The organism is Stappia stellulata (genome assembly GCF_020176715.1).
In the GTDB taxonomy this organism is placed as follows: Bacteria; Pseudomonadota; Alphaproteobacteria; order Rhizobiales; family Stappiaceae; genus Stappia.
In genome coordinates this window covers 169,845-192,981 of the sequence record NZ_JAIVMF010000007.1, presented here as the reverse complement: position 1 = coordinate 192,981, position 23,137 = coordinate 169,845, and the positions used below count along the sequence as shown (strand labels likewise).

Sequence of the window (23,137 nt, the reverse complement as noted above, 5' to 3'; positions counted from 1 at the left end):
GGAACAAGCTGCTCAAGCGTCACCATCTCGAGCGCTGTCTGATCCGGGCCGGGCTTCTTCAACATAAAAACAATGAATCAAAAACCCCCGGCCAAAGCCAGGGGTTTGTCAGCAGTCTGTGACGCGGGCCGTTTCCGGCCCGCGTCTTCTCGTTTCGGTCTTGTCCCGCTGTGGCTTCAGGCCGCGCGGATCGTCTGCAGGAAGCGCTCGACCTCGCCGCGCATCTGCTCGGAACGCTGCATCAGATCCTGCGCAGACGTCTTCACAGTTTCCGCCGAGGCGCGGGTTTCCTTGGAGGCGGCGCTGACGCCGACGATGTCGGTGGAAACGCTGCGGCTGCCCGATGCCGCCTCGCCGACGTTGCGCGACACTTCCTGGGTGGTTGCGCCCTGCTCTTCCATCGCGGCCGCAATGGCGGCGGAGATGCCGGCGAGATCCGCCATGATCTTGCCGACGCCGTCGATGGAGCCGACCGCTTCGCGGGTCTCGTTCTGGATCTCGGCGACAAGCCGCGAAATGCCGTCGGTCGCCTTGGCGGTCTCGCTGGCAAGCGCCTTGACCTCTCCGGCGACGACGGCAAAGCCCTTGCCGGCCTCGCCCGCCCGGGCCGATTCGATGGTTGCGTTCAACGCCAGCAGGTTGGTTTGGGCCGCGATCTCGGAGATCATCGACACCACCTGACCGATCCGGTCGGCCATCGAAGAGAGAGCCTCCATCTGGCGGGCGGTCTTCCGCACGTCCTGGGTGGCGCGGTCCGACGCCTGGGAGGCGCGCAGCACCTGTTCGTTGATCTCGCTGATCGAGGCGCTCATTTCCTCCGTTGCGGCGGCGACCGTCTGCACATTGGCGGCGGTCTGCTCGGAGGCGGCGGCGGCACTGGTGGAGCGGGCATCCGCGTCCTCCGAGACCTCCGACATGCGCTGCGCCGTGCCGTTGAGTTCGCTTGATGCCGCGGCGATCGAGGCAACGATCTGGCCAACGGTGGCGTCGAAATTGCGCGCCAGCTCTTCCATCGCCGCCTGCTTTTCTGCTTCGGCGATCTCCTTCTGCCGGGCCTGGTCGGCCTCCAGCCGATGGGTGCGGATGGCGTTTTCGCGGAAGGTCTCGACAGCCTTGGCCATGGCGCCGATCTCGCGATGGGAGGCGGCGGCCGGGATCTCGACCGACGTGTCACCATCGGCCAGACGCTGCATGGCATCGGTCAGGCCAAGCACCGGACGGGCGATGCTGCGGCCGATCAGGGCGACGAGGCCGAGCGTCAGCACCAATGTGGCGCCGGCAGCGATCAGGAAGAAGCGATCGACGGAGGCCCGCGAGCTTGCGAGGCTTTCCTCGGCGCGCAGCATGCCGGCTTCGGCGGACTGCGCCATTTCGTTCACCAGCGGAACGACATCCCTGTAGGCCTGCTCGAGCCGGGCGACCTCGCCGTCGATCTGCATGGCGTTTTCGGCATAGGCGTTGAAGCCGTCGACATAGACATCCATCAGCTTGCCGATTTCCGCCTTGTCGGCGGCCGACAGGTCGCTTTGCGCCATCAGCGCGTCGAACTCCGACCGTCGCTCGGCGATGCGGCCGATGTATTTCTCGGACCCGCGCAGCATGAAGTCCTTCTCGTGCCGGCGCATCATCAGCATCTTGACGGTGAGCGCGTCCAGATTGGCGGTGGAGAGCTTTTCCTCCACGGCGTGGACGGCGGAGCGCAAGGCGCCCTGGAGACCGGACTTTTCGTCCAGGCCCATGCGTTCATTGAGAGCGACGAGCTTGGCGAAGCTTTCCTCGTGATCCGTGACCTTGTCTTCGAGACGATCGATCAGACCGCCAAGCTCGACCGCCGCCGGCATGGCGCGCGCCGATTTCAGGTCCGCATGGATCTTCTCGCCCTCGGCGCTATAGGCCGCGATATCCGCGACATCCAGCTTTGTCAGGAATTCGGTGGCCTCGGAGCGCATTCTCAGGCTGCGGGCCTGGATGTCCTTGGACGCGGACTGCAGCGCCGCATTGTCGGCGCGCGACTGCAAGGCGGTTCCGACCATGCGGGCGCCCTGGAAATAGGCCGCGGACAGCACCACCACGGCCAGCATGGCCACGACGGCGACAACGCCGATCCGCAGGGAGATCGGCAAGCCGGAGGATTTCATTACGGAAGCGCGAAGGTTCGCCACGGACAAGGCTCCTGATTTCTTCATTCTCACCTAGCGACAACCGCCGGCCTTCTCAAAAATATCCATCTCAACTGAACAAACACCTAATGAACATAAAAGTTGTACAACTATACTATACAATCTGAAGATATATTCCGAATTCGCGACCTATTTTCAAGAGTAGCGGGTGCAAGAAAATACAACCCGCAATGAAAAGTCTTTCCATTGCCGCCTTGCGGAGTGCCGATCGGCGCCGTCGCACCCCGAAAGCTTCGGCACCGCGGCGGCGCTTGCGCCGCAACGGCGGCCACGACCCTGCAATGCCGGTTGACTTTGGCCCGGTTTCGCTGGATTTTCAGGCGAGGTGGAATTGGCGTCCGCCACGGATTTTCCGGCGCCGGATTACGGTCCGCGCGGCGGCAATCTGCGGCGCTGGTCCGGATCGGACTTGCGCGGGCGGCCGCAAAGGCTCATATGCCTCGGGTGGCATGAGCCGATGCGCCCAGGGCGAGAGCCGGATTCCGCCGCACAGTGTTTTAACAGCTAGAGGAGATTGCGACCATTCGCCGTCCATACCGCGCACCGCCACCGACCAAGGAAGGCCCGCGCACGAACCTAGAGATCCGCGTTCGCGACGTCCAACTCATCGACCAGGACGGGCAGAACCTTGGCGTAACGCCCACGGAAGAGGCAATGAGGATGGCTGAGGAAGCCGGTCTCGACCTCGTGGAGATCGCGCCGAATTCCTCGCCCCCCGTCTGCAAGATTCTCGACTATGGTCGCTACAAGTACCAGAGCCAGAAGAAGGCCGCCGAGGCCCGCAAGAAGCAGAAGGTCGTCGAGGTCAAGGAAATCAAGATGCGTCCGAACATCGACACCCATGACTATGAGGTGAAGATGCGGAACATGAAGCGGTTCTTCGACGAAGGCGACAAGGTCAAGGTGACCCTGCGCTTCCGTGGCCGCGAGATGGCGCATCAGGATCTTGGCATCGCCCTGTTGAACAAGGTCCGCGACGAAACCGCCGAATACGCCAAGGTGGAATCGCATCCGCGCCTCGAGGGCCGGCAGATGGTCATGGTGATGGCGCCAATCGCGCGCTGATCGCTGTCACGCGTCTTTTTTCAAGCACAAGGTCCGGCCCCGGCCGGACCTTTCGCGTATCTGCACTTCGCGTATCTGCACTGGCCCATTTTCCAGGGCACGGCCTGAGGGGAAAAACGGGCACAAGACGCTTGTGTTTTGGCCCGCCCCCGCCTATAAGCCCGTGTCCCGAGCCGCCCGGCTTCGCGGGACTATTGGTTTTGCCTTGGTCTCACGACATACGGGCATGCCGTGGCGGTTCGAAACGGCTTCCAACAACAACCGGTGGACTTCAGCCTCCGCCGGGAAAGAAAGGATGCAAAATGCCCAAGCTGAAGACGAAGTCCGGCGCCAAGAAGCGCTTCAAGCTGACCGCGACCGGTAAGGTCAAGACCGCCCAGGCGGGAAAGCGGCACGGCATGATCAAGCGGTCGAACAAGTTCATCCGCAATGCCCGCGGCACGACGACCCTGTCGGAGCCCGATGCCCGCATCGTCAAGCAGTTCCTGCCCTACGGCTGAGCTGACGACGTTCCCACTATTCCTGGAGTTAGAAACCCATGTCGCGTGTCAAAAGGGGCGTAACCGCCCACGCAAAGCACAAGAAGGTCATCAAGGCCGCCAAGGGCTATTATGGCCGTCGCAAGAACACCATCCGTGTCGCCAAGCAGGCCGTGGAGCGCGCAGCGCAATACGCCTACCGCGACCGCAAGGCCCGCAAGCGCAACTTCCGCGCCCTGTGGATCCAGCGCATCAACGCCGCCGTGCGTGAAGAAGGCCTCACCTACGGCCGCTTCATCGACGGCCTGAACAAGGCCGGCATCGAGGTCGACCGCAAGGTCCTCTCCGATCTCGCGATTCGCGAGCCGGAAGCGTTCAAGGCGCTGACGGAAAAGGCCAAGGGCGCGCTTTCGGCCTGAGCCGAAGCTGTCTGCAAGCTGACGATCAAGGGGCGTGTCCTGCGGACGCGCCCCTTTTGCTTTGGCGCACCGATGCGCTGACGCCGGCCCCGGGCCGCTTTTCTCGCATCCTGCGTCTTGAGCGCAGCTTTTCCTCTGTCGCGCGTCTTGAGCGCAGCTTTTCCTCTGTCGCGCGTCTTGAGCGCAGCTTTTCCTCTGTCGCGCGTCTTGAGCGCGCGGGACGGACCGGCTACGTCATGGGTCGAGCGTTTCGCCCCTTCTGGAGCCTGTTCGGATGCACAATCTCGAAGCCGACCTGTTGCGCGGCCTTTGGTATGTGGCCTGCCCGTCCTCGGAGATCAAACCCGGCAAGATGCTGGGCAAGACACTGATGGGCGAGCCCGTGCTGATCGCGCGTGCCGCCAATGGCACGGTGTTCTGCCTGCGCGACATCTGCCCGCACCGCGGCATTCCGCTGCGCCACGGCTGGTTCGACGGCGAGACCGTGCAATGCTGCTATCACGGCTGGAAGTTCGACACGGCGGGCGTGTGCGTCGACATTCCCTCCACCCATGCGACCCAGACCATCGATTATTCCAAGATCAGCTGCGGCGCCTATCCGGTGCGCGAGCAAAACGGCCTGATCTGGATCTATTTCGCGGAAAACGGCGAGGCGCCGGAAGACGGCCGCCAGCCCGAGCCGCCGCTCTTGCCGGACTTTCCCGCCGACGCGCCCCCGCGCCTTCACATCATGCTGCCCTTCGTGTGCTCGGTCGATCACGCGGCCCTCGGGCTGATGGACCCGACCCATGCCGCCTTCGTGCACACCTCCTGGTGGTTCAAGAAGAACGCCGCAAAGCTCAGGGCGAAGGAAAAGCTGTTCGAGCCGGCCGAACTCGGCTGGGCGATGGCACGGCACAAGCTGCCGCCGCAGAACATCGCCTACAAGGTGCTCGGCGACGATGTGACCACCGAGATCCGCTATGCGCTGCCGGGCCTCAGGATCGAGCACATCCAGGGCAGCCGCCACAGCGTCGTCGGACTGACCACGATCACCCCGGTCGACCGCTCGCACACGGAAGTGCGGCAGATGTTCTGGGCGAGCATGGGCTGGGTCGGCCCGTTCAAGCCGCTCATTCGCCACTTGATGAAGGTGTTTCTCGACCAGGACCGGCGCGTCGTCATCCAGCAGCGCGAGGGGCTGAAGCACAATCCCCGCCTGATGCTGATCAACGACGCCGACACGCAGGGGCGCTGGTGGATGCAGCTCAAGGACGAGTGGGCCCGCTCCGGTCAGGAAGGCCGCCCCTTCGCCAATCCGGTCAAGGGCCGCACCCTGCGCTGGATGAGCTGAGCCGGCGACCCGCCCCCGCCCCGATCCACCCGCTCAGTACCAGGCGCCCAGTCCGCGCAGGCGACGGCGTGGCGCGCCGGTGTCGGGCACCGGCGAATGCCCGCGCACATGCGGGCGGTCGCCCGTGTCCACCCAGCGCCCCGGCTCCGCCTTGAGCGCCTTCAACCGGCGCACCCGCTCCTCGGTCTGCGGATGGGTGCGCAACACGGACGGGTCCGGAATGCGCGCGCCCTGCGGCAGCATCGCCTCCCACATCCGTCCCTGCATACGCTCCAGCTTTTCAAGCGCGCTCGCCAGCCCGTCGGGATCGCCGGTGAGCGCCGCCGCCCCGAGGTCCGCCTCGTATTCGCGCGTGCGCGACAGGCCAAGCTGAAGCGCGGTGCCCAGCGTCGGCGCGATGATCAGGACGGCAATCGCGGCATAGGGAACGTCGCCGCCGCCGGTCAAAAGCCCGGGCAGGTGAAAGATCACCAGAAACAGCCCGAGCGCGGACATCACCGAGGTCATCCGGCTGACGATGTCGGCCAGCGCCATCACCGTGATGTCCTCATGCACGATATGGGCAAGCTCATGCGCCATCACGCCGACGAACTCGCGCGCGTTGAGCCGGGCGATCAGCGCGTCGGTCATGCAGATTACCGCCTCGTCGCGCCGTCCGGTGGAGAAGGCATTCATCATCCGGCTGGGCACGCGGTAAAGCCGCGGCGGCGCGCTCAGGCCGGCGCGGTCCGACAGGAGCCGCACGATCCGGTAGACCTGCGGGTAGTCGTGACGCGACAGCTCGTGCGCGCCATAGAGGCCGAGCACCATGCGCGGCGACATATGGGTCGCCATCACGAGCGACAGCCCGCCGCCGAGCGCGGCCCAGACCACCCCCGTCGGGCCGGCCAGGGTGTAGGCGCAAAGACCGAGCAGCAGGATGGCGCCAAACGCCAGAAACAGCGTGTGCGCACGGTTGCGGCGGCGGTAGCGGTCGCGGGTTTTAGGGTCGATGGAAACAGGCAGCATCCCGCCTTCATACAGGAGGGCGGGCAGAAAGCGAAGACCGCGCCGGATCCTCTCCGGCGCGGTCTCGACAACTTGGATCTGGACAACTCGGGTCTGGCGGCTTTCGCCTAGGATGCGACCCGCTCCAGGAAGCGGTCGACGGACTGACGCACCGCGTCGGTCTGGCGGGTAACCTCCTCGATGGTGTCTTCCATCTCGGTGGCCGCCGTCGCCGTGCGCGCCACCGCCTCGCCGAGGCCGACGATGTTGCTGGAGACGAGCCCGGTTCCGGTGGCGGCTTCCGCGACATTGCGCGAGATCTCGCCGGTCGCGGCCCCCTGTTCCTCGACCGCCGCGGCGATCGACGAGGTATAGCCGTTGACCTCCTGCATGGTTTCCGCGATCTGGGCGATGGCGGACACCGCCTGGCCGGTCTCGTTCTGGATGGCGGTGATCTGGGCGCCGATCTCCTCGGTCGCCTTGGAGGTCTGGGTCGCCAGTTCCTTCACTTCAGCCGCCACGACCGCAAAGCCCTTGCCGGCTTCGCCGGCCCGCGCCGCCTCGATGGTGGCATTGAGCGCCAACAGGTTGGTCTGCTCGGCGATCGCCTGGATCAGGGTAACCACCTCACCGATCTTGTTGGCGGATTCCGCCAGGCGCGCGACGCGCTCATTGGTTCCTTGTGCGCCCTGGGTAGCCTGTTCGACAATGTTGTTGGTCTGGGCGATCTGGCGCGCGATCTCGGCAATGGAGGAAGACAGTTCCTCCGCCGCCGCCGCAACGGAGCGCACATTGGCGCTCGCGGTCTCCGACGCGGAGCCTGCCGCCTGCGACTTGCCCGAGGCATCGCCGGCGATGTCCTCCAGCGAGCGCGCCGCCTCCAACATGGCATTGGCGCGGGCCGTGACGTCGTTCAGCTTGGTCTCGATATCCTGGCGGAACTCGACGATCCCGGCCTGGACGTCGGCCTGACGGGCCAATTCGGTCTCTCGACGTGCGTCATCGACGGTCTTGAGGCGCTCGCTCTCGTCGCGCGCGGCATTGGCTTCCTCGACCGCGTTGATCGCGGCGGCGAAGGTCGCCTGAATCCGGGCCGTCAGCCAGATCAGCGCCGCGGTTTCCAGCACGACGATCACCGCGTGCAGGACGACGCGCAGGAAATTTCCGCCGTCCGGAAACACCATCAGCGGCATCATGAAGTTGAAGAAAAGGTGATGCACGGCCACCACGGCGGAAAAGGCGACCAGCGCCCGCCAGTCGACCCAGCCGGCGAGGATCGCAAGGGCGGCAAAGAAATACATATGCGCATCGATCTGGAAGGAATGAGCTGGGTCGCCACCGCCCATCGCCGCGACCAGCAGGCTGACGAGCCCCGCAAGCGATACCGCGCTGACGATGCGCACGGGCACGCTGGTGCCTTCCTTGATCCACGCGGCCGTCGTCGCCGCGCCCATGAGCAGGGCCGCAGCGCTCACCAGCACCGGCGACACGTTCTCGCTGTTCCAGGCCACCGCCATGACGACCAGAACATTCACCCAGACAAACATGACGAATACCCTGGCGAAGCTGAGCCGCATTTCGTCCAGGCCGGTTACCTTCGTTTCCGCCGTCTCATCCATTTCTCATTTGTCCCGTTCTTGCCTCACCGGCCCTAAAGACAGGCTTCCGCCACACTCGGCGATGTCACCAGAAACGCGCCCGCGCGGTACAGGCGCTGCACGAAATCCCCACCCTCGCCATTGGCAATCGCGATCCAGTTTCCCGAGCCCACCTGCAGCAGGTCACCGCCGGCCGACGCCACGATCGCGGCGGCCGATCCTGAGCCCGGCCAGACAATCACCGCAACGCGGCCGCTGGCGCCAGGCGCGAACAGACCCACGCCCATTGCAACCAGAACAAAGGTGAAATAGCTCGCGAGGAGGATGCGCCAGGTGCGGGTCATCGGATCTCCTTGCGTCCCGGCATGCCTTGCGGACGCCGACATGCGTTTCCGTAACGGAGAGAATGCCCCACAAGGTTTAACAGGTGATGAAGCACAAAAAGACGCTTGCGACGTCGTACTTCTACCTAAAGATCTATGACTTATTCCATACAGGAAAAGATAAGGGCACGCCGTTTGGGCGTGCCCCTGCAGTCAAAAGGCCCCGGCGAAAGCCGGACGGCGGGCTTCAGCCGGCGGGCGCGGGGGCCGGGCAGGCCACGCCGGTGCCGCCAAGGCCGCAGTAACCGCCGGGATTCTTGGCGAGATACTGCTGGTGCGGCTCTTCGGCGAAGTAGAAGGCCTCCATCGGCCTGATTTCCGTGGTGATCGCCCGGGAATGGCCCGCCGCGCGCAGGGCCTGCGTGTAGGCGGCGGCCGTTGCCTCCGCCGCCTGCTTCATCTGGTCCGTTGTGTAGTAGATCGCCGAGCGGTATTGGGTACCGGTGTCATTGCCCTGACGCATGCCCTGCGTCGGGTCGTGTCCCTCCCAGAAGGCGCGCAGCAGGTCTTCGCGCGAAATCACATTGGTGTCGAAGACGACGCGGACCACTTCGGTGTGGCCGGTGCGCCCGGTGCAGACCTCGTTGTAGGTCGGGTTGGGCGTCGGGCCGCCGGCATAGCCGACCGCCGTGACCGCGACGCCGGGCAGCTGCCAGAACAGCCGTTCCGCGCCCCAGAAGCAGCCAAGCCCCAGAAGCACCTCTTCCTGTCCCTCGCCCGGCGCCAGATCGATGGGCACGCCGGTGACCGCGTGGCGGCCGGGTGTCATGATCGCCGTCTCGCGCCCCGGCAGGGCGGCGGCACGGTCGACGAGCGAGAACTTGTTGCTGAGCATGGTCATGAAAGACATCTACGCCTCCTGTCGAGGGCAAGGAAAGGGCCGGGCCGGCGGGCGCGCCGGCGGGCGCGTCACACCAGGCGCGCGCGCCTGCGCGAAAACCAGCGCCGCTCGCCCATCCACAAGAGCAGAAAGCCGAGCGGTGCGAAACTGGCCCAGACCGGCGCCGTCAGCAGCGTCTGGATCACCGGGTCCCACAGGAACGGCGACACGTGACGCTGCACCGCCGCCTGGGCGGTGTTGAGCGAGGCCGGAGCGAAATCGAACCAATACTGCCCGAGCGGGGTCGCCACCCAGGCGGATGCGGCGATTGTCTTGGTGCCGTCGATGACAAGCGCCACCAGTGCCATCGCGACGAACCAGAGACCGGTCAGCCGCGCCAGAAATCGAAACATGTCAATCCTCTTGCCGTGTCGAACGCATCGCGCGTCCGACGCGCGGCGATCGCGCAGCGGGGCGTCCCCGCCCTGTCGCGCGGCCGGCCGGCCATCTGCGCCCGCCAGGCACCGCGCCTCGCGCTTGCCTCGTCCTGAAAGATAGAGCCGCCCCGTGCAGTCTGCAATGTCGCGCGGCCACCATCGCGAAAGCGTGAAAACGCGCGAGCCGCCAAGGCCCTGGAAACACCGGCGGATCGGCATGATCTTGACGCCCTGCCGGCACCGGTTCGGCGCCCGCGCGCCCCCGGCGGAATCGCCCCGACAGGCGCAGGTGTTGAAAAGGACCAAAGGAGACGGATCAGCGCTTGAACTTGGTCGCGCTCTCAGTATAGTGCGCGACTTGCGGACGGCATTCGCGTTGTTTTTCAAGGCGCGAGGAGGTCCGCAAACGATCCGTCAAACGGATGCCGAAACCGGGCAGTTGCCCCGTTTCCGGACCGCTCGACGGGTTGGCCGCGGAGAGGTGGCCGAGTGGTTTAAGGCGCACGCCTGGAACGCGTGTATACGGGAAACCGTATCGAGGGTTCGAATCCCTCTCTCTCCGCCATTTTGCTTTTGTCCGATCCGGAGACATAGGTAACGGTTTGTACCGGAGACATGGGTTACAACCTCGTGCCGAACGGGTTGTCGATTGTTTGTAGTGTTCTCTGCTCCAGGTCGATGTATCCCAGATCATAGCTCATGAAGCTGATCAGCCAAATTCCATCCTCCACTTCCTTGATCCCGAGCTTCTGACCGGCCAGCACGGTCGAGACGTTGATCTTCTTGCGATGCATGCAGATCCGCCCGCAGGCGGTGACCAGGGCGTCCCTGTCGTGGAACGGGTAGTCCAGTGTAACGCGCAAGAACACATGGCACAGAACCGGGATTAGGTGGGAATTGCCGAAAACAGCCGAAAATTATTGATATTCAAGAGTTATTCGAGGTTGCCCGCGCGCATATCTCAAAATTGGCGCGCAAGATCAAATGGCACAAAACGGCGGCAAGCGCGAAATCGCGGCGAGAAAGATCAGCAGAAAACCGCCAATCCGATGCCAGAGGTGGGAAATCTGCTTCCCACCTAAAAACCCCGGTTTTCCGCCGTTTTACATTTCGAAGTGAGAACTCGCGATCTGCTCGCGTCCCGCCGCCTCCGCATTGAGAACTCTGACCAACGCGCAAGAGTTTGAATTCCCGGAAATCCGCCAATTCCGCTCAGAAAGTCTGACGCGACGCGCGCCCTAGATCGGCGCAACCAGATACCCGAATAGCGTGCATATACGGATTGTAAAACTTGCCTGCGGTGCAATTATCAGTAGCACTGGCAACCGTATTGCCATCAAGCCTGACGTTTACCGGTTCCGGGTTCTTCGGCGGCGGCGCGCAGCCGCTTTTTCAAACGGGCTTCCAACCAGGCTAGAAGCGCCATCAACTCGTCGGTATCCGACGGGTCTTCGGCACGTGCCAAGAGCGCGTTGTAGGCGTCGGCCTGCTCGTCCAAAACGGCATCCGTTGGAAGCTTGATCCCCTCTTCTTTATGCACACGCATGACCAGCCGACCAACCTGGCGAAACACCGCCGGATCGATGCCGCGCGGCTTAGGACCGGCCGTAGCCTTGGATGGGTCGGCGAACATCTCCCCCTCGCCGGTCAACAGCCAATTCAGACTTATGCCGAGTTGTGAGTAAGCAGAGAGCGCTGACGCAGACGGTTCGGCCTCACCCCGCTCGTAGTTTGCGACTGTGCTTTTGTTCAGCCCAATCCGAGATGAGAACTCCCCCCGCTCCGCATCGCCAAGCGCACGCCTCACTTCTCTTAAGCGCCTGCCCAGCGGCGTTTTCGGCTCAATCTCTGGTCTGGCCAATAGCGCACACATAAAACCAGATATCCCTTTACAAAGGGGAGATATGGTTTTATCCCTGTCTTATCGGCCCGTGATTTGGGGCCGGTGTTTCACATCAACCGTTCAAAGAAACCGGCCTGTTGCCGCAGGCCGGTTTCGAAAGGGGTAGCCCATGAAGCCGGGAAAGCCACCCACCTGGGACCAGCATTCCATCAAGGCCGAGCTGCACCGGCGTGGCATGACGCTTTCCGCGCTGGCCGAGAGCATCGGAATGAAGCCCAACAACTTTGGCCACGTCTGGAAGCGCACCAACCGCAAGGCCGAGAAGGCGATTGCCGACTTCCTTGGGGTGCCTGCCGAACAGCTCTTTCCGGATCGGTATCCGATCAAGAAAACCCGCATTCTTTCTAGCAGGTATGCGCAGCGCGCCACCAGTGGCAATCGCGGCCAGGACCGCGCGGCGGCATGAGCCTCTCGCCAAGCGAAATCCTCGCCAAAAAGCGGGAGGCTCAGGGGGCCTTGCTTGCGAAGGTTACGGCTGATCTGGGCGCCAAGATGCACGACCATTTCAGGGCCGCCGTCCGCGATGCGGTGCGCGAGGTCCTGCCGGAGGTTCTGGACGAGCTTCGCCAGACGGAAGGATCAGCCCGATGAGCCTTCGGGTTTCCTCGTCGGCGAAGGCACGCACATACGGCGGCGTGTCGTCCGGCCAATCGAACAGCAACTGTTCGACGGCCTCCCGAACATCAGCGGTTACGCCCGGCCTCACTCTCTCAAGGCCGGCCGCCAGGCAGCGCATAATCATATCGCGGACGTTCTCGCGGTGCTCGCGCAGCCAATCCATGTCGGTCTGTTCCATCAATCATCTCCATCGTTCTTCCGCAGCCCAACCGGCCACCTGCCGAGAGCGTAGTGCCGTCCCGCATGATCGGGACAGGCAAAACGTCCGTGGGCGCCCTGACAAAGGAGTGTCGAAATGACGGCTCTTCCGTCTGCAAACCGCACTTTTCCTGACAACAGTCTCCCGGTGCCGGGACGGTCTCGAAAGGCCTTGTTGCTGAAAGTCTCCGCCAGCGGCGAAACCTACTTCCACAAGGGCAAGACGCATCAGATCGCGGCCGACAGCGGCAGAACCGTCGTCGTTGCCGAGACCAGTTTTTTCGAGGGCGACGCGCACCGGTTCGGCTCTCTCTGCGAAGCCCAAGCGGAAGCCGACTGGCTCAATGCGCGCGGGATCGGCGGAGCACCCTGGCACGCAATCGAGGTGCCGACCTGATGCGATCGCGCGACCTGCGTCAGTGGCCGGGTGGCGGGGCTACCCGCGTTTCCTCCCCAACTGGCCGGGCCGTGCGGCGGCAGGCCCGGCCGCTTTTTCGGGGCACAACAAGATCACCGGGACGAAACACATGACTGCACACACCATCATGGATCTGGATCTGGCCGCAATCGACTCGACCGACCGCCTGCGCAAGGCGCTGCCGGCGCGCGTCGAAGCCCTTGCGGAAGATCTCGATCAACGGGGATTGCTGACGCCGATCGAGGCGGTCGGGCCGACTGAGGAAGGTCGCTATCGGCTGATCTATGGGGCGCACCGGCTGGCTGCAGCGAAGCGGCTCGGATGGGCGGAAATCCCGTCCGTCATTCATGCGCCGGATGCCTTTGCCGACGAGGCCACAGCCCGTTTGCGGGAGATCCGCGAAAACCTGATGCGGTTCGAGTTGAACCCGCTGGAACGGGCCGTCGCGATCGCCGCATGGCGCGACATCTATGAGGCCGCGCACGGCAAGGTGAAGCCCGGTCGAACGGCAAAAAAGGGCGCCGAAGGAATTAGTGCCAACTTGGCACTAATTCACGAGGAAGCCGCCGAACGCTTTGCCGGGGGCTTTTCGGAAGCGGCTCAGGAGGCATTCGGCCTGAGCGCACGGGCGATCTTTCGCGCCCTCAAGATCGCGACGATCTCGCCCGAGATCCGCGACCGGATCGCCGACAACGCCCTGGCCGGCAACCAATCCGAACTCCTGAAACTCTCCGATCAATCGCCGGAGCGGCAGGCGCAGATCGTGGGTCTTCTGCTAGCGGAGCCGCCGACCGCGACAACCGTCGACGATGCGGTCGCCGTCATCGACAAGACACAGCCGGCACAGACGCCGAAGCTTTGGGAAAAGGTGTCGGATCGGTTTTCCCGGCTCAAGCGATCGGAGCAACATCGCTTCTTCGAGGCGCATCGTGACGCCATCGACCTCTGGCTGGCGGAGCGAGGCTAAGCGTCATGCCCCGCCGTCGCGACACACAAACGCAAGACCTGTTTTCGTGGACACCGCCGCAAGTCACGGTCGGTCTGGGCGAAGAACAGTCAAGCCGTGGCGCGCTCGACAGTCAGATCGCGCGCATGGTGTCGCGGGGGCTGCGCGAAGCGCGTGAAGGTGGTGTATCGCGTGCGGAGATCGCCCGGCAGATTTCGGAGGCGCTCGGGCGGACGGTCTCCGAGACCACCCTCGACAAATGGGCGTCCGAAGCCTCCGAGGAACACCGAATTCCGCTGGACGCATTCATCGCGCTGGTCGACGCGACCGGTTGCCAGGGCCTTCTTGGAGCGATCGTCGAGCGCTTCGGGTTGGTCGTGGTCGATGCACGCTATGCCGACCTGATCGAATTGCACCTGATCGAAGAGCACGAACGCGACGTCGCGGCGCGCAAGGCATCCCTTGAGGCCAAGTGGAGGGCGCGGCGATGAAGGAATGGTTCACCGCACGCGAGGCCGCCGAACTCGACCTGCCGGGATTGCCCGAAACGGAAAGCGGCATTCTTCGCGCAGCCGAGCGCGAGAGCTGGCACGAACACCCATTCTTGTCTCGTACTCGGAAAGGCCAGCGCGGCGGTGGCCGCGAGTACCATTTCCGGCTCTTCCCGACCGAGGCGCAGCTGGAATTCACACGGCGCGCGCTCTCCGTGCGGCGGGAAGTGACGCGGGACGCCAACGGCAATACGAAGCTGACCTTCAGCGGCACCGAGGCCGCCCGCGTCAACCGGGATGCGCGCCTTGCCATCGTCCAGGCGTTCGAGAGCTTCTCGGCTGGCCTAACGCTCGGCTTGTCGTCCCGGCTGCAGATCTTCGCCGATCGCTACAACACCCGCTCGATCGAGGTCGAGGACTGGATCCGGGACACCGTTCCTCACCTGTCCAAGCGGTCCCTGCAAAGGTGGCGCTCCGCGAAACGCGCGGGCAAGGCCGATGCACTGGCAGTCGACCGCTCCACCGCCCGCAAGGGCAAAGGGGTTCTCGACACGGCAAACGGCGGCGCGGTCCGCGCCTTCATTCTGGCGCTGGTCGCCCATCAACCGCATCTCTCCGCCGACCACATTCGCACCCTGTGCCGGGACGAATTCGGGGAGACACTTCAGGTCGAGCGGCAGGGCCGAATGGCATCCGTCGAGACCCCGCCGGTCCGCACGTTCCAGCACTTTTTGAAGCGGCTTAGAGAGACCGAAAAAGTCGCGCTGACGAAGCTGTCCAACCCGGACAAGTATCGCTCGACAATGGCACCCGCCGGCATCGGCGCGCTGCGGCACATTCGCGAACCGAATGCGCTCTGGCAGATCGACGCCTCTCCGGTGGACGCGCTTTGCACCGACGGTCGCCATGCGATCTACGCATGTATCGATATCGCGACGCGGCGCACGCTCTTCTACGTCTCAAAGACCCCGCGCGCTTCCGCCGTCGCCATGCTGTTGCGTCGTGCGATCCTTGCGTGGGGTGTGCCGGACACGATCAAGACCGACAACGGGTCGGATTTCGTCGCCAACGACACCAAGCGCCTGTTCGCCGCGCTCGATATCGAGATGGACGTATCCGACGCCTACAGTCCGCAACAAAAGGGGCACGTCGAGCGCGTCATCAAGACCTTCCAGCACGATTGCGCAACACTTCTGCCAGGGTTTGTCGGCCACAACGTCGCCGACCGGAAGGCGATCGAGGACCGCAAGAGCTTCGCCGACCGTCTCGGCGCGGATACCGCCGATCTCTTCGACGTGTCAATGACCGGACTGGAATTGCAACGCTTCGCCGATGCCTGGACGGAGACGCGCTACAATCACCGCCCGCACTCTGCACTCAAGGGCAAGACGCCGGCTCAAGCCGCGATGGCTTCCGATGCGGAGATCCGCACGGTCGAAGCCCGCGCCCTCGACATCCTGCTCATGCCGGTCGCCGGCAAGGACGGCCTGCGGACGGTCACCAAGCAAGGCATCCGGATCGATCACTTCCAATACGTGATCAACGCAGCCCTTCCCGGCACCCAGGTCTTCGTGCGGATGGACCCCAACGACGCCGGGCGCGTGATTGCCTTCGATGCCGGCGACGGGACTTTTATCGACGAGGCGATCTGTCCCGAACTTGCCGGCATCCACCCGTCGACGGTGCTTGCGGCCAAGCGCGAAGCACAGTCTGAGACCCTGGACGCCGCAACACGTGAAGCGAAGCGGCACATTCGCGAGATCACCAAGGGGCGCCCGCTGATCGAACGGGTTCTCGACGTTGCCGCCCGCGACGTTCCAAACGTGGTGTCACTGCCCAGGCGCGAGAGCGAACACACGACCGCCGACATTCGAAACGCGCTGGATGCCGTTGCCGAGCCGGCGACTCCCCAAAAGAGCACCCGTGAAGCCAAGGCAATGGCCGAGCTGCGGAGCGATCTTACGGCGCCGGTTTCCGAGCGGGCGAAGGTGACCCCCATCCGGTCGCAGGAGACGCCACAGCTCCGGTTTAAGCGCGCGCTCGATCTGGAAGCGCGTCTGGAGGCCGGTGAGGAACTGGAAACAACAGAGGCCATGTGGCTCGGCGGCTATCAGGCCGGCCCTGAATACCGTGCGCTCGCGTTGATGAGCGAGGACTTCGGCGGCTGAGCGCCGCCCACAAAAAAAGAGCCCCGGCGAACCGGAGCCCTTCAAAGTCAAAAGAGGATGTTTTGATGACTGGAAATCTGGCGATGGTCAAGAGCGAAGCGCCCAGGCGAGGCTCGATCGCCCCGCTCAAGAACGTCATGACGCTGATGATGTTGATCGAAACGCTCAAGGATCGCGGCGTCGGTCTGCCCGGAATTGGCGTCTTCTCCGGCGACAGCGGCTACGGGAAATCGGTCGCGGCGCAATACGCGATGAACAAGACGGGTGCCGTCTATATCGAAGTCCGCCACTACTGGCGACAAAAGCGGTTTTGCGAGGCGCTTCTGGAAGAACTCGGGCAACCGCGTCCGCGCGGCACGGTGGCGGCGATGATGGATGAAATCATCCACCGCATGGGAGACGCGCCCAATCGTCCGCTGATCATCGACGAGGCCGACAAGCTCGTCGATGGCAAGATGATCGAATTCGTCCGCGACATCCACGAAACCACGCAAGCGCCCGTGGTCCTGATCGGCGAGGAACTCTTGCCGAAGAAGCTCGAAGCCCACGAGCGGGTGCACAACCGGGTTCTGGATTTCCGACTGGCGCAGCCCTGCGACCTTGAAGACGCCGCAACGCTTGCCGACTTCCTGATCCCCGAGTTGACCATTTCCGAGGACCTGCTCGAGGACATCCGAAAGCAGACGGCCGGCAAGGCGCGGCGCATCGCAACCACCCTGCATGAGATCGGACAGTTTGCGCGCAATCACGGTCTCAAGGATCTTGACCGAGCCTCCTACACCGGGCGGATCTTCACCGGCGAGACCCCCATTCGGCGGCGCGGAGGGCGGGTCTGATGGCGGCGGTCCTCAAGCTCAAGACGATCAAGGGTCGGCCAGTGCTGCGCGGATACGAGCACGTGTGGTCCGTCATTCTCGACCTCACCCGCGACGGCGCACCCTTCACGAAACGCGACGTCGATCAGGCGTGTTGCGACCCCGGCGATAGTTCCGTGAGTGACTACCTTCGCAGACTGCGCGCAGCCGGAGTTATTGTGGTGGCCGGGCAAGCTGGCACGGATCCGCGATACCGGCGCACGGTCTACCAACTTATTGAGCGCCGAGCCGAGGCGCCGCGCCTGCGCAGGGACGGATCGGAGGCGCCGCCCTCGGTTCAGCAACTGCTGTGGAACACGATGCGCAACCTTCTGCGCGACGGGTTCAATGCGAAAGAACTCGCGGCGTTCGCCTCGACAGACGACCGCCTGATCAAGACGGTGTCGGTGCATAGCTACATCAAACATCTTGCCCAAGCCGGTTACCTGCATTGCCTGGAACCCGGACGGCCGCGCCATCTGACGAAGTGGCGCCTGAAACCGTCGATGAACACCGGACCAAAGCCGCCGAAAATCCTTCGCACGCACGCGATCTACGACCCGAACACGAACAACCTGCACGGCGAACCGGTCGCCGAGGAGGTGTCGTCATGAACGCGCCGATCCCGATGATCGACAAGGCCGGCGCCGCATGGGCGGGGTCGCCGCCCGACTGGATTGCCGAACTCGCATCGCTCGCGGACCGCGACGGGCTTTCCGGTGCGGGCAAGCGCATCGGCTACTCGCCGGCCGTCGTCAGTCAGGTGATCAACGCGCGCTATCCCGGCGACATTGCAAAGGTCGAGGAACGCGTGCGCGGTGCGCTCATGGGGCTTTCGGTCGACTGCCCTGTGCTTGGCGACCTATCCCGCAATCAATGCCTCGACTGGCAGAAGAAGCCTTACGCGTCGACGTCCGCACACCGAGTGCGGATGTTCCGTGCCTGCCGGTCCGGTTGCCCGCACTCACGCGTGAAGGGGGACGGCGATGCTGAGCGATGAACTCCGCAGTCTGGGGGCCATGGTCGACGCCGCAACAGACGAGCGCGGCGAGCTGCACCTCAGCGCCATGCAGACGCAAATGGCGAAGCTGGCGCTGCTCGACCTCCTGAAACGGGCAAACAGCCTGGAGAGTTGCCGGGTTGCCGGCCCGGCGCGGATCACGGACGCGGACATGCAGACCGGCAAAGTGGTGCGCCTTCCGATCGTGCCGCGTCCGGTTCCCCATTCTTCCGACGGAGGGTCGGTGGCATGAGCGGCTTGCACGACCTTGTCGATGAAATTGTCGATGCCGTCTTTGACGGCACCCGCGATGACACGCCGGCCTCCATCGCCGCGAAGGAAGTCGCCGCGCAAATCATGACCGGCCAGACCCGCCGCGCGGATCTCGTCGCGGCGATCGCGAGGTTGATCCACGCGGTCAATCTGGAACTCGCCTACCGCGAGGAAATGCAAGCGCTCTACGGCGGGCCGAGCCTTGAAGAGCAACTTGCGGCCGAACCCGCACCGGAGCCGGTGCCGGCGCCCCAGCAGTCAATCTCAAAACCCAAGCCGGCGCCCAAACCGACACGCGAGGCGATCTTCCGCCGCTACCGCGAGGTTCTGATTGTCCAAGCCCCGGCGGGACGTGGCGATCCGAACCACACCCTCCTGGGCGACCCGGCTCCGGGCCGCTCGGCCCTCGACCAACGAAACGGAGAGTACCTATGACCGAGACAATCGCCGCCACCGATGACGGCCGACGCGAGATCGACGGCGAGACCTATATGCGCGACGCCAAAGGCTCACTCGTGCCGGTCGAGATGATCAAGCCGGAAGACGCACTTGAAGACGAGACGGTGCGCAAGATCATGGGGTTTGCGCGGGCGCTGTCCGACCAGATCGCGCGGTTTCGCGGACACACCTTCGAGGATCTCGGAGCATTCGAGGCGCTACTCGCGCAGGAGTACGGCGTCAGCAAGGGCGGACGGAAAGGCAACAAGACCTTCATGACCTTTGACGGCTGCATGAAAGTGCAGGTGCAGGTGTCCGACTTCATCGACTTCGGCCCACAGCTCCAAATCGCCAAGGAACTGATCGACGAGTGCCTCAACGAATGGGCGGCCGACAGCCGTCCTGAAATCCGGGCGATCGTCACCCGCGCCTTCAACACCGACAAGGCGGGGCAGATCAATCGTTCGGAGATCTTCATGCTGCTTCGCCTCGATATCGAGGACGAACGCTGGCGCCGCGCGATGGATGCGATCCGCCAGGCCATGCGCGTTGTCGGCTCAAAGACGTACATCCGCTTTTACGAACGGGACACGCCCGACGGCACTTGGCAGCCGGTCACCATCGATCTCGCGAGGGCCTCGTGATGATCGACCGCAACGCCTCCACCGTTCAGAGCTTCGCGGATCTCGCGAAAGCCATACAGCGTGACACCGCGCCCGCTGGTCGCAAGCCCACGCTTCGCTCGCCGTCTATGAGCTCACCAAAGCAATCGCACGCGGCGCCGTTGCCGTACTTCCTCGCGAACCGCTGGGGATGGTCATGAGCACGCTCGCAACGATCCACATCGCCAAGAAAGAACTCGGCCTCGACGACGAGACCTATCGGGATTTTCTGGCGCGCGAGACCGGCAAGCGCTCGGCAGCCGATCTCACCGAAGCCGAGCGGCGCAAGGTGGTGCTGGCGTTCGAACAACAGGGCTTCAAACGCTCTTCGAAAGGCGGTTCAAGGCCGCGTGTAGATCGCCTGTCCGGTCCCTACGCTGCCAAGTTTCAGGCGCTTTGGATTGCGGCCTGGAACCTCGGGGTCGTCGAGGATGCGTCCGACGCGACGCTGATCGCGTTCGTGAAGCGGCAGACCGGGCTCGATCATGGCCGCTTCCTTCGGCACGGCGACGATGCGGGCAAGGTGATCGAGGCGCTCAAGGACTGGATGCGGCGGGAAAGCGGCGACGCGAGCCTGTTCACCCGGGACAGGCTTCGCCCTCCGCTCCTGAACGACCATCGCATGCAGATCCTGTTGGCGCAGTGGACCCGGCTTGTCAGACTGGATGCCGCGCCCGCCGCCTCGATCGACGCATGGGTGGCGCGTATGCAGCCCGGTATCGCCTATGCGGATTTCTCCAAGGACGCATGGATCGATCTCATGAACGTGCTTGGCGCGAAGCTGCGCGCCGCTTTGCGCAAGGTATGATCCATGCCGTCCAGCGCGCCCAACCACGCCTATCTGCCGGATCTCCTGGCCGAGATTGCCGAGGTCGCGGGGCTGGACGCGGCCTTGAAGCTTGCGGCGGCGCGCGGCGGTCAGACCGTCTACATCCCGAGCCGACCGGACCCGGATCACTGGCTTTGCCTGACGGTCGGGCAACCGGCTGCCGAGAAGATCTGCGAGCACTTTCGGGTCCGCAATTCCGGCGGGCGCTTCCTGATCCCGATCGCCCGGACGGCGAGCGCACGGCGCACACTCTTTAAGGCGCTTGAAAACGGCGCATCGGCGCGGCAAGCTGCGGCAGCGGCGGGAACCCATGAGCGCACCGCATATCGCGCTAGAGCCCGCATTCGCGCCAGGGACCCCAATCAGGGCGACCTTTTCTAGCCTGCCGCTGACAGTGTCAGTCTCACCCCGCATCGACCGATCCGCCACCGTGGGCCTCATCCAACGAGGCCGGGGCGATCCACATGCCGATCATTTCCAAATTGAGCCCGCAAGGGGCGCGCGAGATCGTCGCGCATGAAGGGTTCGTCAGCCGTACCTATCGCGATCCGGTCGGGGTTCCGACGATCGGCACGGGTTTCACCAACCGGTCGGCAACCTTCAAAGCCTACTGGATCAAGACGCGCGGACGGCCGCTGAAGTTCGGCGACACGATCACCCGCGAAGAGTGTCATCGCATCCTTCCTCAAATCACCGATGAAGAATACGGCGCCGCTGTCGTGCGCCACATCAAGCCGACCCGTCAGCACCACTACGACGGCGCGGCCTCGGTCTGCTTCAACCTCGGTCCACGCGCGGCCACATGGCGATGGGCGAAAGCGCTTGCCAAAGGCGATGCCCGCACTGCCGCCGAACTGCTGCGCAAGACCGGCACTACGGCGGCCGGCCGTCGTCTGCCGGGGCTGGTGAAGCGTCGCCAGGCCGAGGCGCTGCTGATCCAGCGTGGGATCTACTCGACGTCCAAGGCGATCAACGTCCCGCCCCGCGCCGACGTGGCGCGCGCGTCCAGCGCCAGTGACGAACTTCGGCACTATCAGACAATCCTCGCGCGTCTCGGTCACTACGACGGCGCGCTCGACGGGCTCGCCGGACCGAAGACGACAAAAGCCGTCTTCGCGTTTCAGAAAGATCACCCGCACCTCAAGACCGATGGCGTGCTCGGGCCGGCAACAGCCGCCGCGCTGGAACGGGCTTCCGCCGCTGGCGAGGCCGGTACGACAACCAGTGTCGGGGCGCTGGTTTCCGGCGCCGGTGTTGCCGCCGCCCAGGGCGGCGCGCCGGAGTGGGTTCTCTGGGTTGCCGGCATCGGGCTCAGTTTGGCCGTCCTCGGCGGCGCGGTTGTCGCCTGGCGCTATCGCGACGAGATCCGGCACCGCGTCCGAAACCTCTTCAAGCGGAGGGTCACGGCATGAGGGGGTTCCGCACGCTGATCGTCAACACGCTCGTCGCGCTTCTGCCGATCGCCGCCGAAGTCCTGCGCTTTCTCGAGGTCTTCGACTGGCACTTCTATCTGGAACCGCGCGACGCGCTTTGGGCGATGCTGATCGTCGGTGGACTGAACATCTTCCTGCGCCGGATCACGCGGACGCCGATCGGGGGTGACGCATGAGCTGGCTTCTCTCCGTCGTCCTGCGCTTCGCGTCCTCCGGTCTGGTCGAGCGCGCGCTGTCCTATCTCGAGCGCCGCCATGCGGAAGAGACCGACCGTGAGAAGCTGCGCACCCAGGTCGAGATCGAGGCGATCCGCGCGGCGATCGTCGAGACCAAAGAACTGGCAAAGTTCAATTCCGCAAAACTGGAACACACGGCCTTTTGGTGTTTCGCCGGGCTCTTCGTTCTGCCGCTCGGCGCGTGGTGGTTGGCCGTCATCCTCGACAGCATCTTCCTCATGGGTTGGGGCGTCGACACCGTTCCTGTCCTGGAGGAATGGGGCGGGCAGATGATCCAGTGGCTCTTCTATGTCGGCGGCGGCGTCGCCGCTCTCCGGTCGTTGCGGTAGGTGGTCATGTGGTTCGACTGGAAGACCGTCGAAGCCTTCCTGGGGGTGATTGCCGTGCTCATCGCATCGTCGTCGGCGGTCTTCACCTGGCTCACGCGCGGCTCCCATAAAAACACCCAGGCGATCGCGGCGCTTGAGGCCAAGGCCGAGCGACAGAATGTGCGGATCGACCGCGTCGAGGCCAAGCTCGAAGCGCTGCCCGACCGCGACGACCTCCACCAGCTCGACAAGCAAATCGAGGGAATGGGCGTCAGGTTCGGGGCGGTCGAGGAAAACCTGCGCGCGCTTCGCCGGGCGACCGAAACGATCTCCAATTTCCTTCTCAACCAGGGAGGCAAGCCGTGAGTTTTACCGAGCATATCGCGGGCGACTGCCGTTTGATCATCCTGCGGGCGCTCTCCGAAGAAACCGATCACCACCTCAACGAGACCTTGCTTGTGCGCGTTCTGGAGACCTTCGGGCACCGCAAGTCGCGTGATTATGTCCGCACCCAGCTTCGTCGGCTTGAAGAACTCGACGCGGTGAGCCTGTCGGAAGCCGGAACCGTGCTTGTCGCCGGCCTGCGTCGTGCCGGTCTCGACCACGTCGAGCGCCGCGCCTATCTGGAAGGCGTCGCCAAACCCTCGCCGGTGGATTGACC

30 protein-coding genes, 1 tRNA gene and 2 pseudogenes are annotated in these 23,137 nt (G+C 64.2%); 23 read left to right on the top strand and 10 right to left on the bottom strand.

Annotated elements, in window-relative coordinates; genetic code table 11:
• Positions 1 to 176 precede the first annotated feature (176 nt).
• Positions 177 to 2,162 carry a methyl-accepting chemotaxis protein gene (locus LC092_RS21280; RefSeq protein ID WP_224806594.1) on the bottom strand — a complete coding sequence of 662 codons (1,986 nt, stop codon included), beginning with the start codon at positions 2,160 to 2,162 and terminating at the stop codon, positions 177 to 179.
• A 540-nt stretch (positions 2,163 to 2,702) separates the two neighbouring features.
• Here LC092_RS21280 and infC point away from each other — a divergent pair.
• From infC to LC092_RS11095, 4 genes are all read left to right on the top strand, one after another.
• A complete protein-coding gene (gene infC / locus LC092_RS11110; protein WP_224806602.1) occupies positions 2,703 to 3,245 on the top strand; it encodes a translation initiation factor IF-3 in 543 nt (180 codons plus the stop codon).
• Between the two features lie 302 nt (positions 3,246 to 3,547).
• On the top strand, positions 3,548 to 3,745 hold the full coding sequence (rpmI, locus tag LC092_RS11105; protein ID WP_029058693.1) for a 50S ribosomal protein L35: 198 nt from the start codon (positions 3,548 to 3,550) through the stop codon (positions 3,743 to 3,745).
• Between the two features lie 38 nt (positions 3,746 to 3,783).
• The gene (gene rplT, locus LC092_RS11100; protein ID WP_224806593.1) at positions 3,784 to 4,143 is read left to right on the top strand and encodes a 50S ribosomal protein L20; all 360 of its coding nucleotides are present in this window, start codon (positions 3,784 to 3,786) and stop codon (positions 4,141 to 4,143) included.
• Between the two features lie 274 nt (positions 4,144 to 4,417).
• Complete coding sequence (locus tag LC092_RS11095) at positions 4,418 to 5,476, top strand: aromatic ring-hydroxylating oxygenase subunit alpha (protein ID WP_224806592.1); 1,059 nt, start codon at positions 4,418 to 4,420, stop codon at positions 5,474 to 5,476.
• A gap of 33 nt (positions 5,477 to 5,509) precedes the next feature.
• On the opposite strand, the gene LC092_RS11090 is transcribed toward LC092_RS11095, so the two are convergent.
• The 5 genes from LC092_RS11090 to LC092_RS11070 form a co-directional block, all read right to left on the bottom strand.
• Positions 5,510 to 6,484 (bottom strand): zinc metalloprotease HtpX, encoded by a 975-nt coding sequence (locus LC092_RS11090; RefSeq protein WP_224806591.1) that lies wholly within the window; start codon positions 6,482 to 6,484, stop codon positions 5,510 to 5,512.
• A 107-nt stretch (positions 6,485 to 6,591) separates the two neighbouring features.
• Positions 6,592 to 8,082, bottom strand: a complete 1,491-nt coding sequence (locus LC092_RS11085) for a methyl-accepting chemotaxis protein (RefSeq protein WP_224806590.1) — start codon at positions 8,080 to 8,082, stop codon at positions 6,592 to 6,594.
• Between the two features lie 32 nt (positions 8,083 to 8,114).
• On the bottom strand, positions 8,115 to 8,405 hold the full coding sequence (locus LC092_RS11080; protein ID WP_224806589.1) for a hypothetical protein: 291 nt from the start codon (positions 8,403 to 8,405) through the stop codon (positions 8,115 to 8,117).
• A 226-nt stretch (positions 8,406 to 8,631) separates the two neighbouring features.
• The gene (gene msrA, locus LC092_RS11075; RefSeq protein WP_224806588.1) at positions 8,632 to 9,294 is read right to left on the bottom strand and encodes a peptide-methionine (S)-S-oxide reductase MsrA; all 663 of its coding nucleotides are present in this window, start codon (positions 9,292 to 9,294) and stop codon (positions 8,632 to 8,634) included.
• Positions 9,295 to 9,353: 59 nt separating this feature from the next.
• Positions 9,354 to 9,677 (bottom strand): hypothetical protein, encoded by a 324-nt coding sequence (locus LC092_RS11070; protein ID WP_224806587.1) that lies wholly within the window; start codon positions 9,675 to 9,677, stop codon positions 9,354 to 9,356.
• A 499-nt stretch (positions 9,678 to 10,176) separates the two neighbouring features.
• Between LC092_RS11070 and LC092_RS11065 the strand changes: the two genes are divergently transcribed.
• A tRNA-Ser gene (locus LC092_RS11065) sits at positions 10,177 to 10,266 on the top strand.
• A gap of 55 nt (positions 10,267 to 10,321) precedes the next feature.
• Here LC092_RS11065 and LC092_RS11060 read toward each other — a convergent pair.
• From LC092_RS11060 to LC092_RS21150, 3 genes and pseudogenes are all read right to left on the bottom strand, one after another.
• Positions 10,322 to 10,552 (bottom strand): annotated as a pseudogene (locus LC092_RS11060) (IS481 family transposase); the annotation flags it as partial.
• A 485-nt stretch (positions 10,553 to 11,037) separates the two neighbouring features.
• Positions 11,038 to 11,334: an XRE family transcriptional regulator gene (locus LC092_RS21155; RefSeq protein WP_263627105.1), complete on the bottom strand. Its 297-nt coding sequence runs from the start codon at positions 11,332 to 11,334 to the stop codon at positions 11,038 to 11,040.
• Positions 11,335 to 11,340: 6 nt separating this feature from the next.
• Positions 11,341 to 11,574, bottom strand: a pseudogene (locus LC092_RS21150) (helix-turn-helix domain-containing protein); the annotation flags it as partial.
• A 139-nt stretch (positions 11,575 to 11,713) separates the two neighbouring features.
• On the opposite strand from LC092_RS21150, the gene LC092_RS11050 reads away from it, so the two are divergent.
• The gene (locus tag LC092_RS11050; RefSeq protein ID WP_224806584.1) at positions 11,714 to 12,010 is read left to right on the top strand and encodes a helix-turn-helix domain-containing protein; all 297 of its coding nucleotides are present in this window, start codon (positions 11,714 to 11,716) and stop codon (positions 12,008 to 12,010) included.
• Between the two features lie 99 nt (positions 12,011 to 12,109).
• On the opposite strand, the gene LC092_RS11045 is transcribed toward LC092_RS11050, so the two are convergent.
• Complete coding sequence (locus LC092_RS11045) at positions 12,110 to 12,400, bottom strand: hypothetical protein (RefSeq protein WP_224806583.1); 291 nt, start codon at positions 12,398 to 12,400, stop codon at positions 12,110 to 12,112.
• 117 nt (positions 12,401 to 12,517) lie between these two features.
• Between LC092_RS11045 and LC092_RS11040 the strand changes: the two genes are divergently transcribed.
• From LC092_RS11040 to LC092_RS10960, 17 genes are all read left to right on the top strand, one after another.
• A complete protein-coding gene (locus LC092_RS11040) occupies positions 12,518 to 12,817 on the top strand; it encodes a hypothetical protein (RefSeq protein WP_224806582.1) in 300 nt (99 codons plus the stop codon).
• Positions 12,818 to 12,947: 130 nt separating this feature from the next.
• Positions 12,948 to 13,805, top strand: coding sequence for a ParB/RepB/Spo0J family partition protein (locus LC092_RS11035; RefSeq protein ID WP_224806581.1), 858 nt, complete (start codon positions 12,948 to 12,950; stop codon positions 13,803 to 13,805).
• Between the two features lie 5 nt (positions 13,806 to 13,810).
• Positions 13,811 to 14,275: a hypothetical protein gene (locus LC092_RS11030; protein ID WP_224806580.1), complete on the top strand. Its 465-nt coding sequence runs from the start codon at positions 13,811 to 13,813 to the stop codon at positions 14,273 to 14,275.
• Complete coding sequence (locus LC092_RS11025; protein WP_224806579.1) at positions 14,272 to 16,443, top strand: DDE-type integrase/transposase/recombinase; 2,172 nt, start codon at positions 14,272 to 14,274, stop codon at positions 16,441 to 16,443. Before LC092_RS11030 ends, LC092_RS11025 begins: the two co-directional genes overlap by 4 nt.
• Positions 16,444 to 16,508: 65 nt before the next feature.
• Positions 16,509 to 17,279 carry an AAA family ATPase gene (locus LC092_RS11020; RefSeq protein ID WP_224806578.1) on the top strand — a complete coding sequence of 257 codons (771 nt, stop codon included), beginning with the start codon at positions 16,509 to 16,511 and terminating at the stop codon, positions 17,277 to 17,279.
• The gene (locus LC092_RS11015; protein ID WP_224806577.1) at positions 17,279 to 17,911 is read left to right on the top strand and encodes a hypothetical protein; all 633 of its coding nucleotides are present in this window, start codon (positions 17,279 to 17,281) and stop codon (positions 17,909 to 17,911) included. Before LC092_RS11020 ends, LC092_RS11015 begins: the two co-directional genes overlap by 1 nt.
• Positions 17,908 to 18,297, top strand: coding sequence for a transcriptional regulator (locus tag LC092_RS11010; RefSeq protein ID WP_224806576.1), 390 nt, complete (start codon positions 17,908 to 17,910; stop codon positions 18,295 to 18,297). Before LC092_RS11015 ends, LC092_RS11010 begins: the two co-directional genes overlap by 4 nt.
• A complete protein-coding gene (locus tag LC092_RS11005) occupies positions 18,284 to 18,550 on the top strand; it encodes a hypothetical protein (RefSeq protein WP_224806575.1) in 267 nt (88 codons plus the stop codon). The genes LC092_RS11010 and LC092_RS11005 overlap by 14 nt, the downstream gene beginning before the upstream one ends.
• Entirely contained in the window at positions 18,547 to 19,005 is a 459-nt protein-coding gene (locus LC092_RS11000) for a hypothetical protein (RefSeq protein ID WP_224806574.1), read from the top strand. The genes LC092_RS11005 and LC092_RS11000 overlap by 4 nt, the downstream gene beginning before the upstream one ends.
• Complete coding sequence (locus LC092_RS10995) at positions 19,002 to 19,652, top strand: DUF3164 family protein (RefSeq protein WP_224806573.1); 651 nt, start codon at positions 19,002 to 19,004, stop codon at positions 19,650 to 19,652. Before LC092_RS11000 ends, LC092_RS10995 begins: the two co-directional genes overlap by 4 nt.
• 175 nt (positions 19,653 to 19,827) lie before the next feature.
• Positions 19,828 to 20,478 (top strand): gp16 family protein, encoded by a 651-nt coding sequence (locus LC092_RS10990; protein WP_224806572.1) that lies wholly within the window; start codon positions 19,828 to 19,830, stop codon positions 20,476 to 20,478.
• A 3-nt stretch (positions 20,479 to 20,481) separates the two neighbouring features.
• Positions 20,482 to 20,880: a helix-turn-helix domain-containing protein gene (locus LC092_RS10985; RefSeq protein ID WP_224806571.1), complete on the top strand. Its 399-nt coding sequence runs from the start codon at positions 20,482 to 20,484 to the stop codon at positions 20,878 to 20,880.
• Positions 20,881 to 20,963: 83 nt separating this feature from the next.
• Complete coding sequence (locus LC092_RS10980) at positions 20,964 to 21,911, top strand: glycoside hydrolase family protein (protein ID WP_224806570.1); 948 nt, start codon at positions 20,964 to 20,966, stop codon at positions 21,909 to 21,911.
• Positions 21,908 to 22,108 (top strand): hypothetical protein, encoded by a 201-nt coding sequence (locus LC092_RS10975; protein WP_224806569.1) that lies wholly within the window; start codon positions 21,908 to 21,910, stop codon positions 22,106 to 22,108. Before LC092_RS10980 ends, LC092_RS10975 begins: the two co-directional genes overlap by 4 nt.
• Positions 22,105 to 22,497, top strand: a complete 393-nt coding sequence (locus LC092_RS10970; RefSeq protein WP_224806568.1) for a hypothetical protein — start codon at positions 22,105 to 22,107, stop codon at positions 22,495 to 22,497. Before LC092_RS10975 ends, LC092_RS10970 begins: the two co-directional genes overlap by 4 nt.
• Positions 22,498 to 22,503: 6 nt before the next feature.
• The gene (locus LC092_RS10965) at positions 22,504 to 22,842 is read left to right on the top strand and encodes a DUF2730 family protein (RefSeq protein WP_224806567.1); all 339 of its coding nucleotides are present in this window, start codon (positions 22,504 to 22,506) and stop codon (positions 22,840 to 22,842) included.
• Positions 22,839 to 23,135 (top strand): hypothetical protein, encoded by a 297-nt coding sequence (locus tag LC092_RS10960; RefSeq protein WP_224806566.1) that lies wholly within the window; start codon positions 22,839 to 22,841, stop codon positions 23,133 to 23,135. Before LC092_RS10965 ends, LC092_RS10960 begins: the two co-directional genes overlap by 4 nt.
• The last annotated feature ends 2 nt before the right edge of the window (positions 23,136 to 23,137 follow it).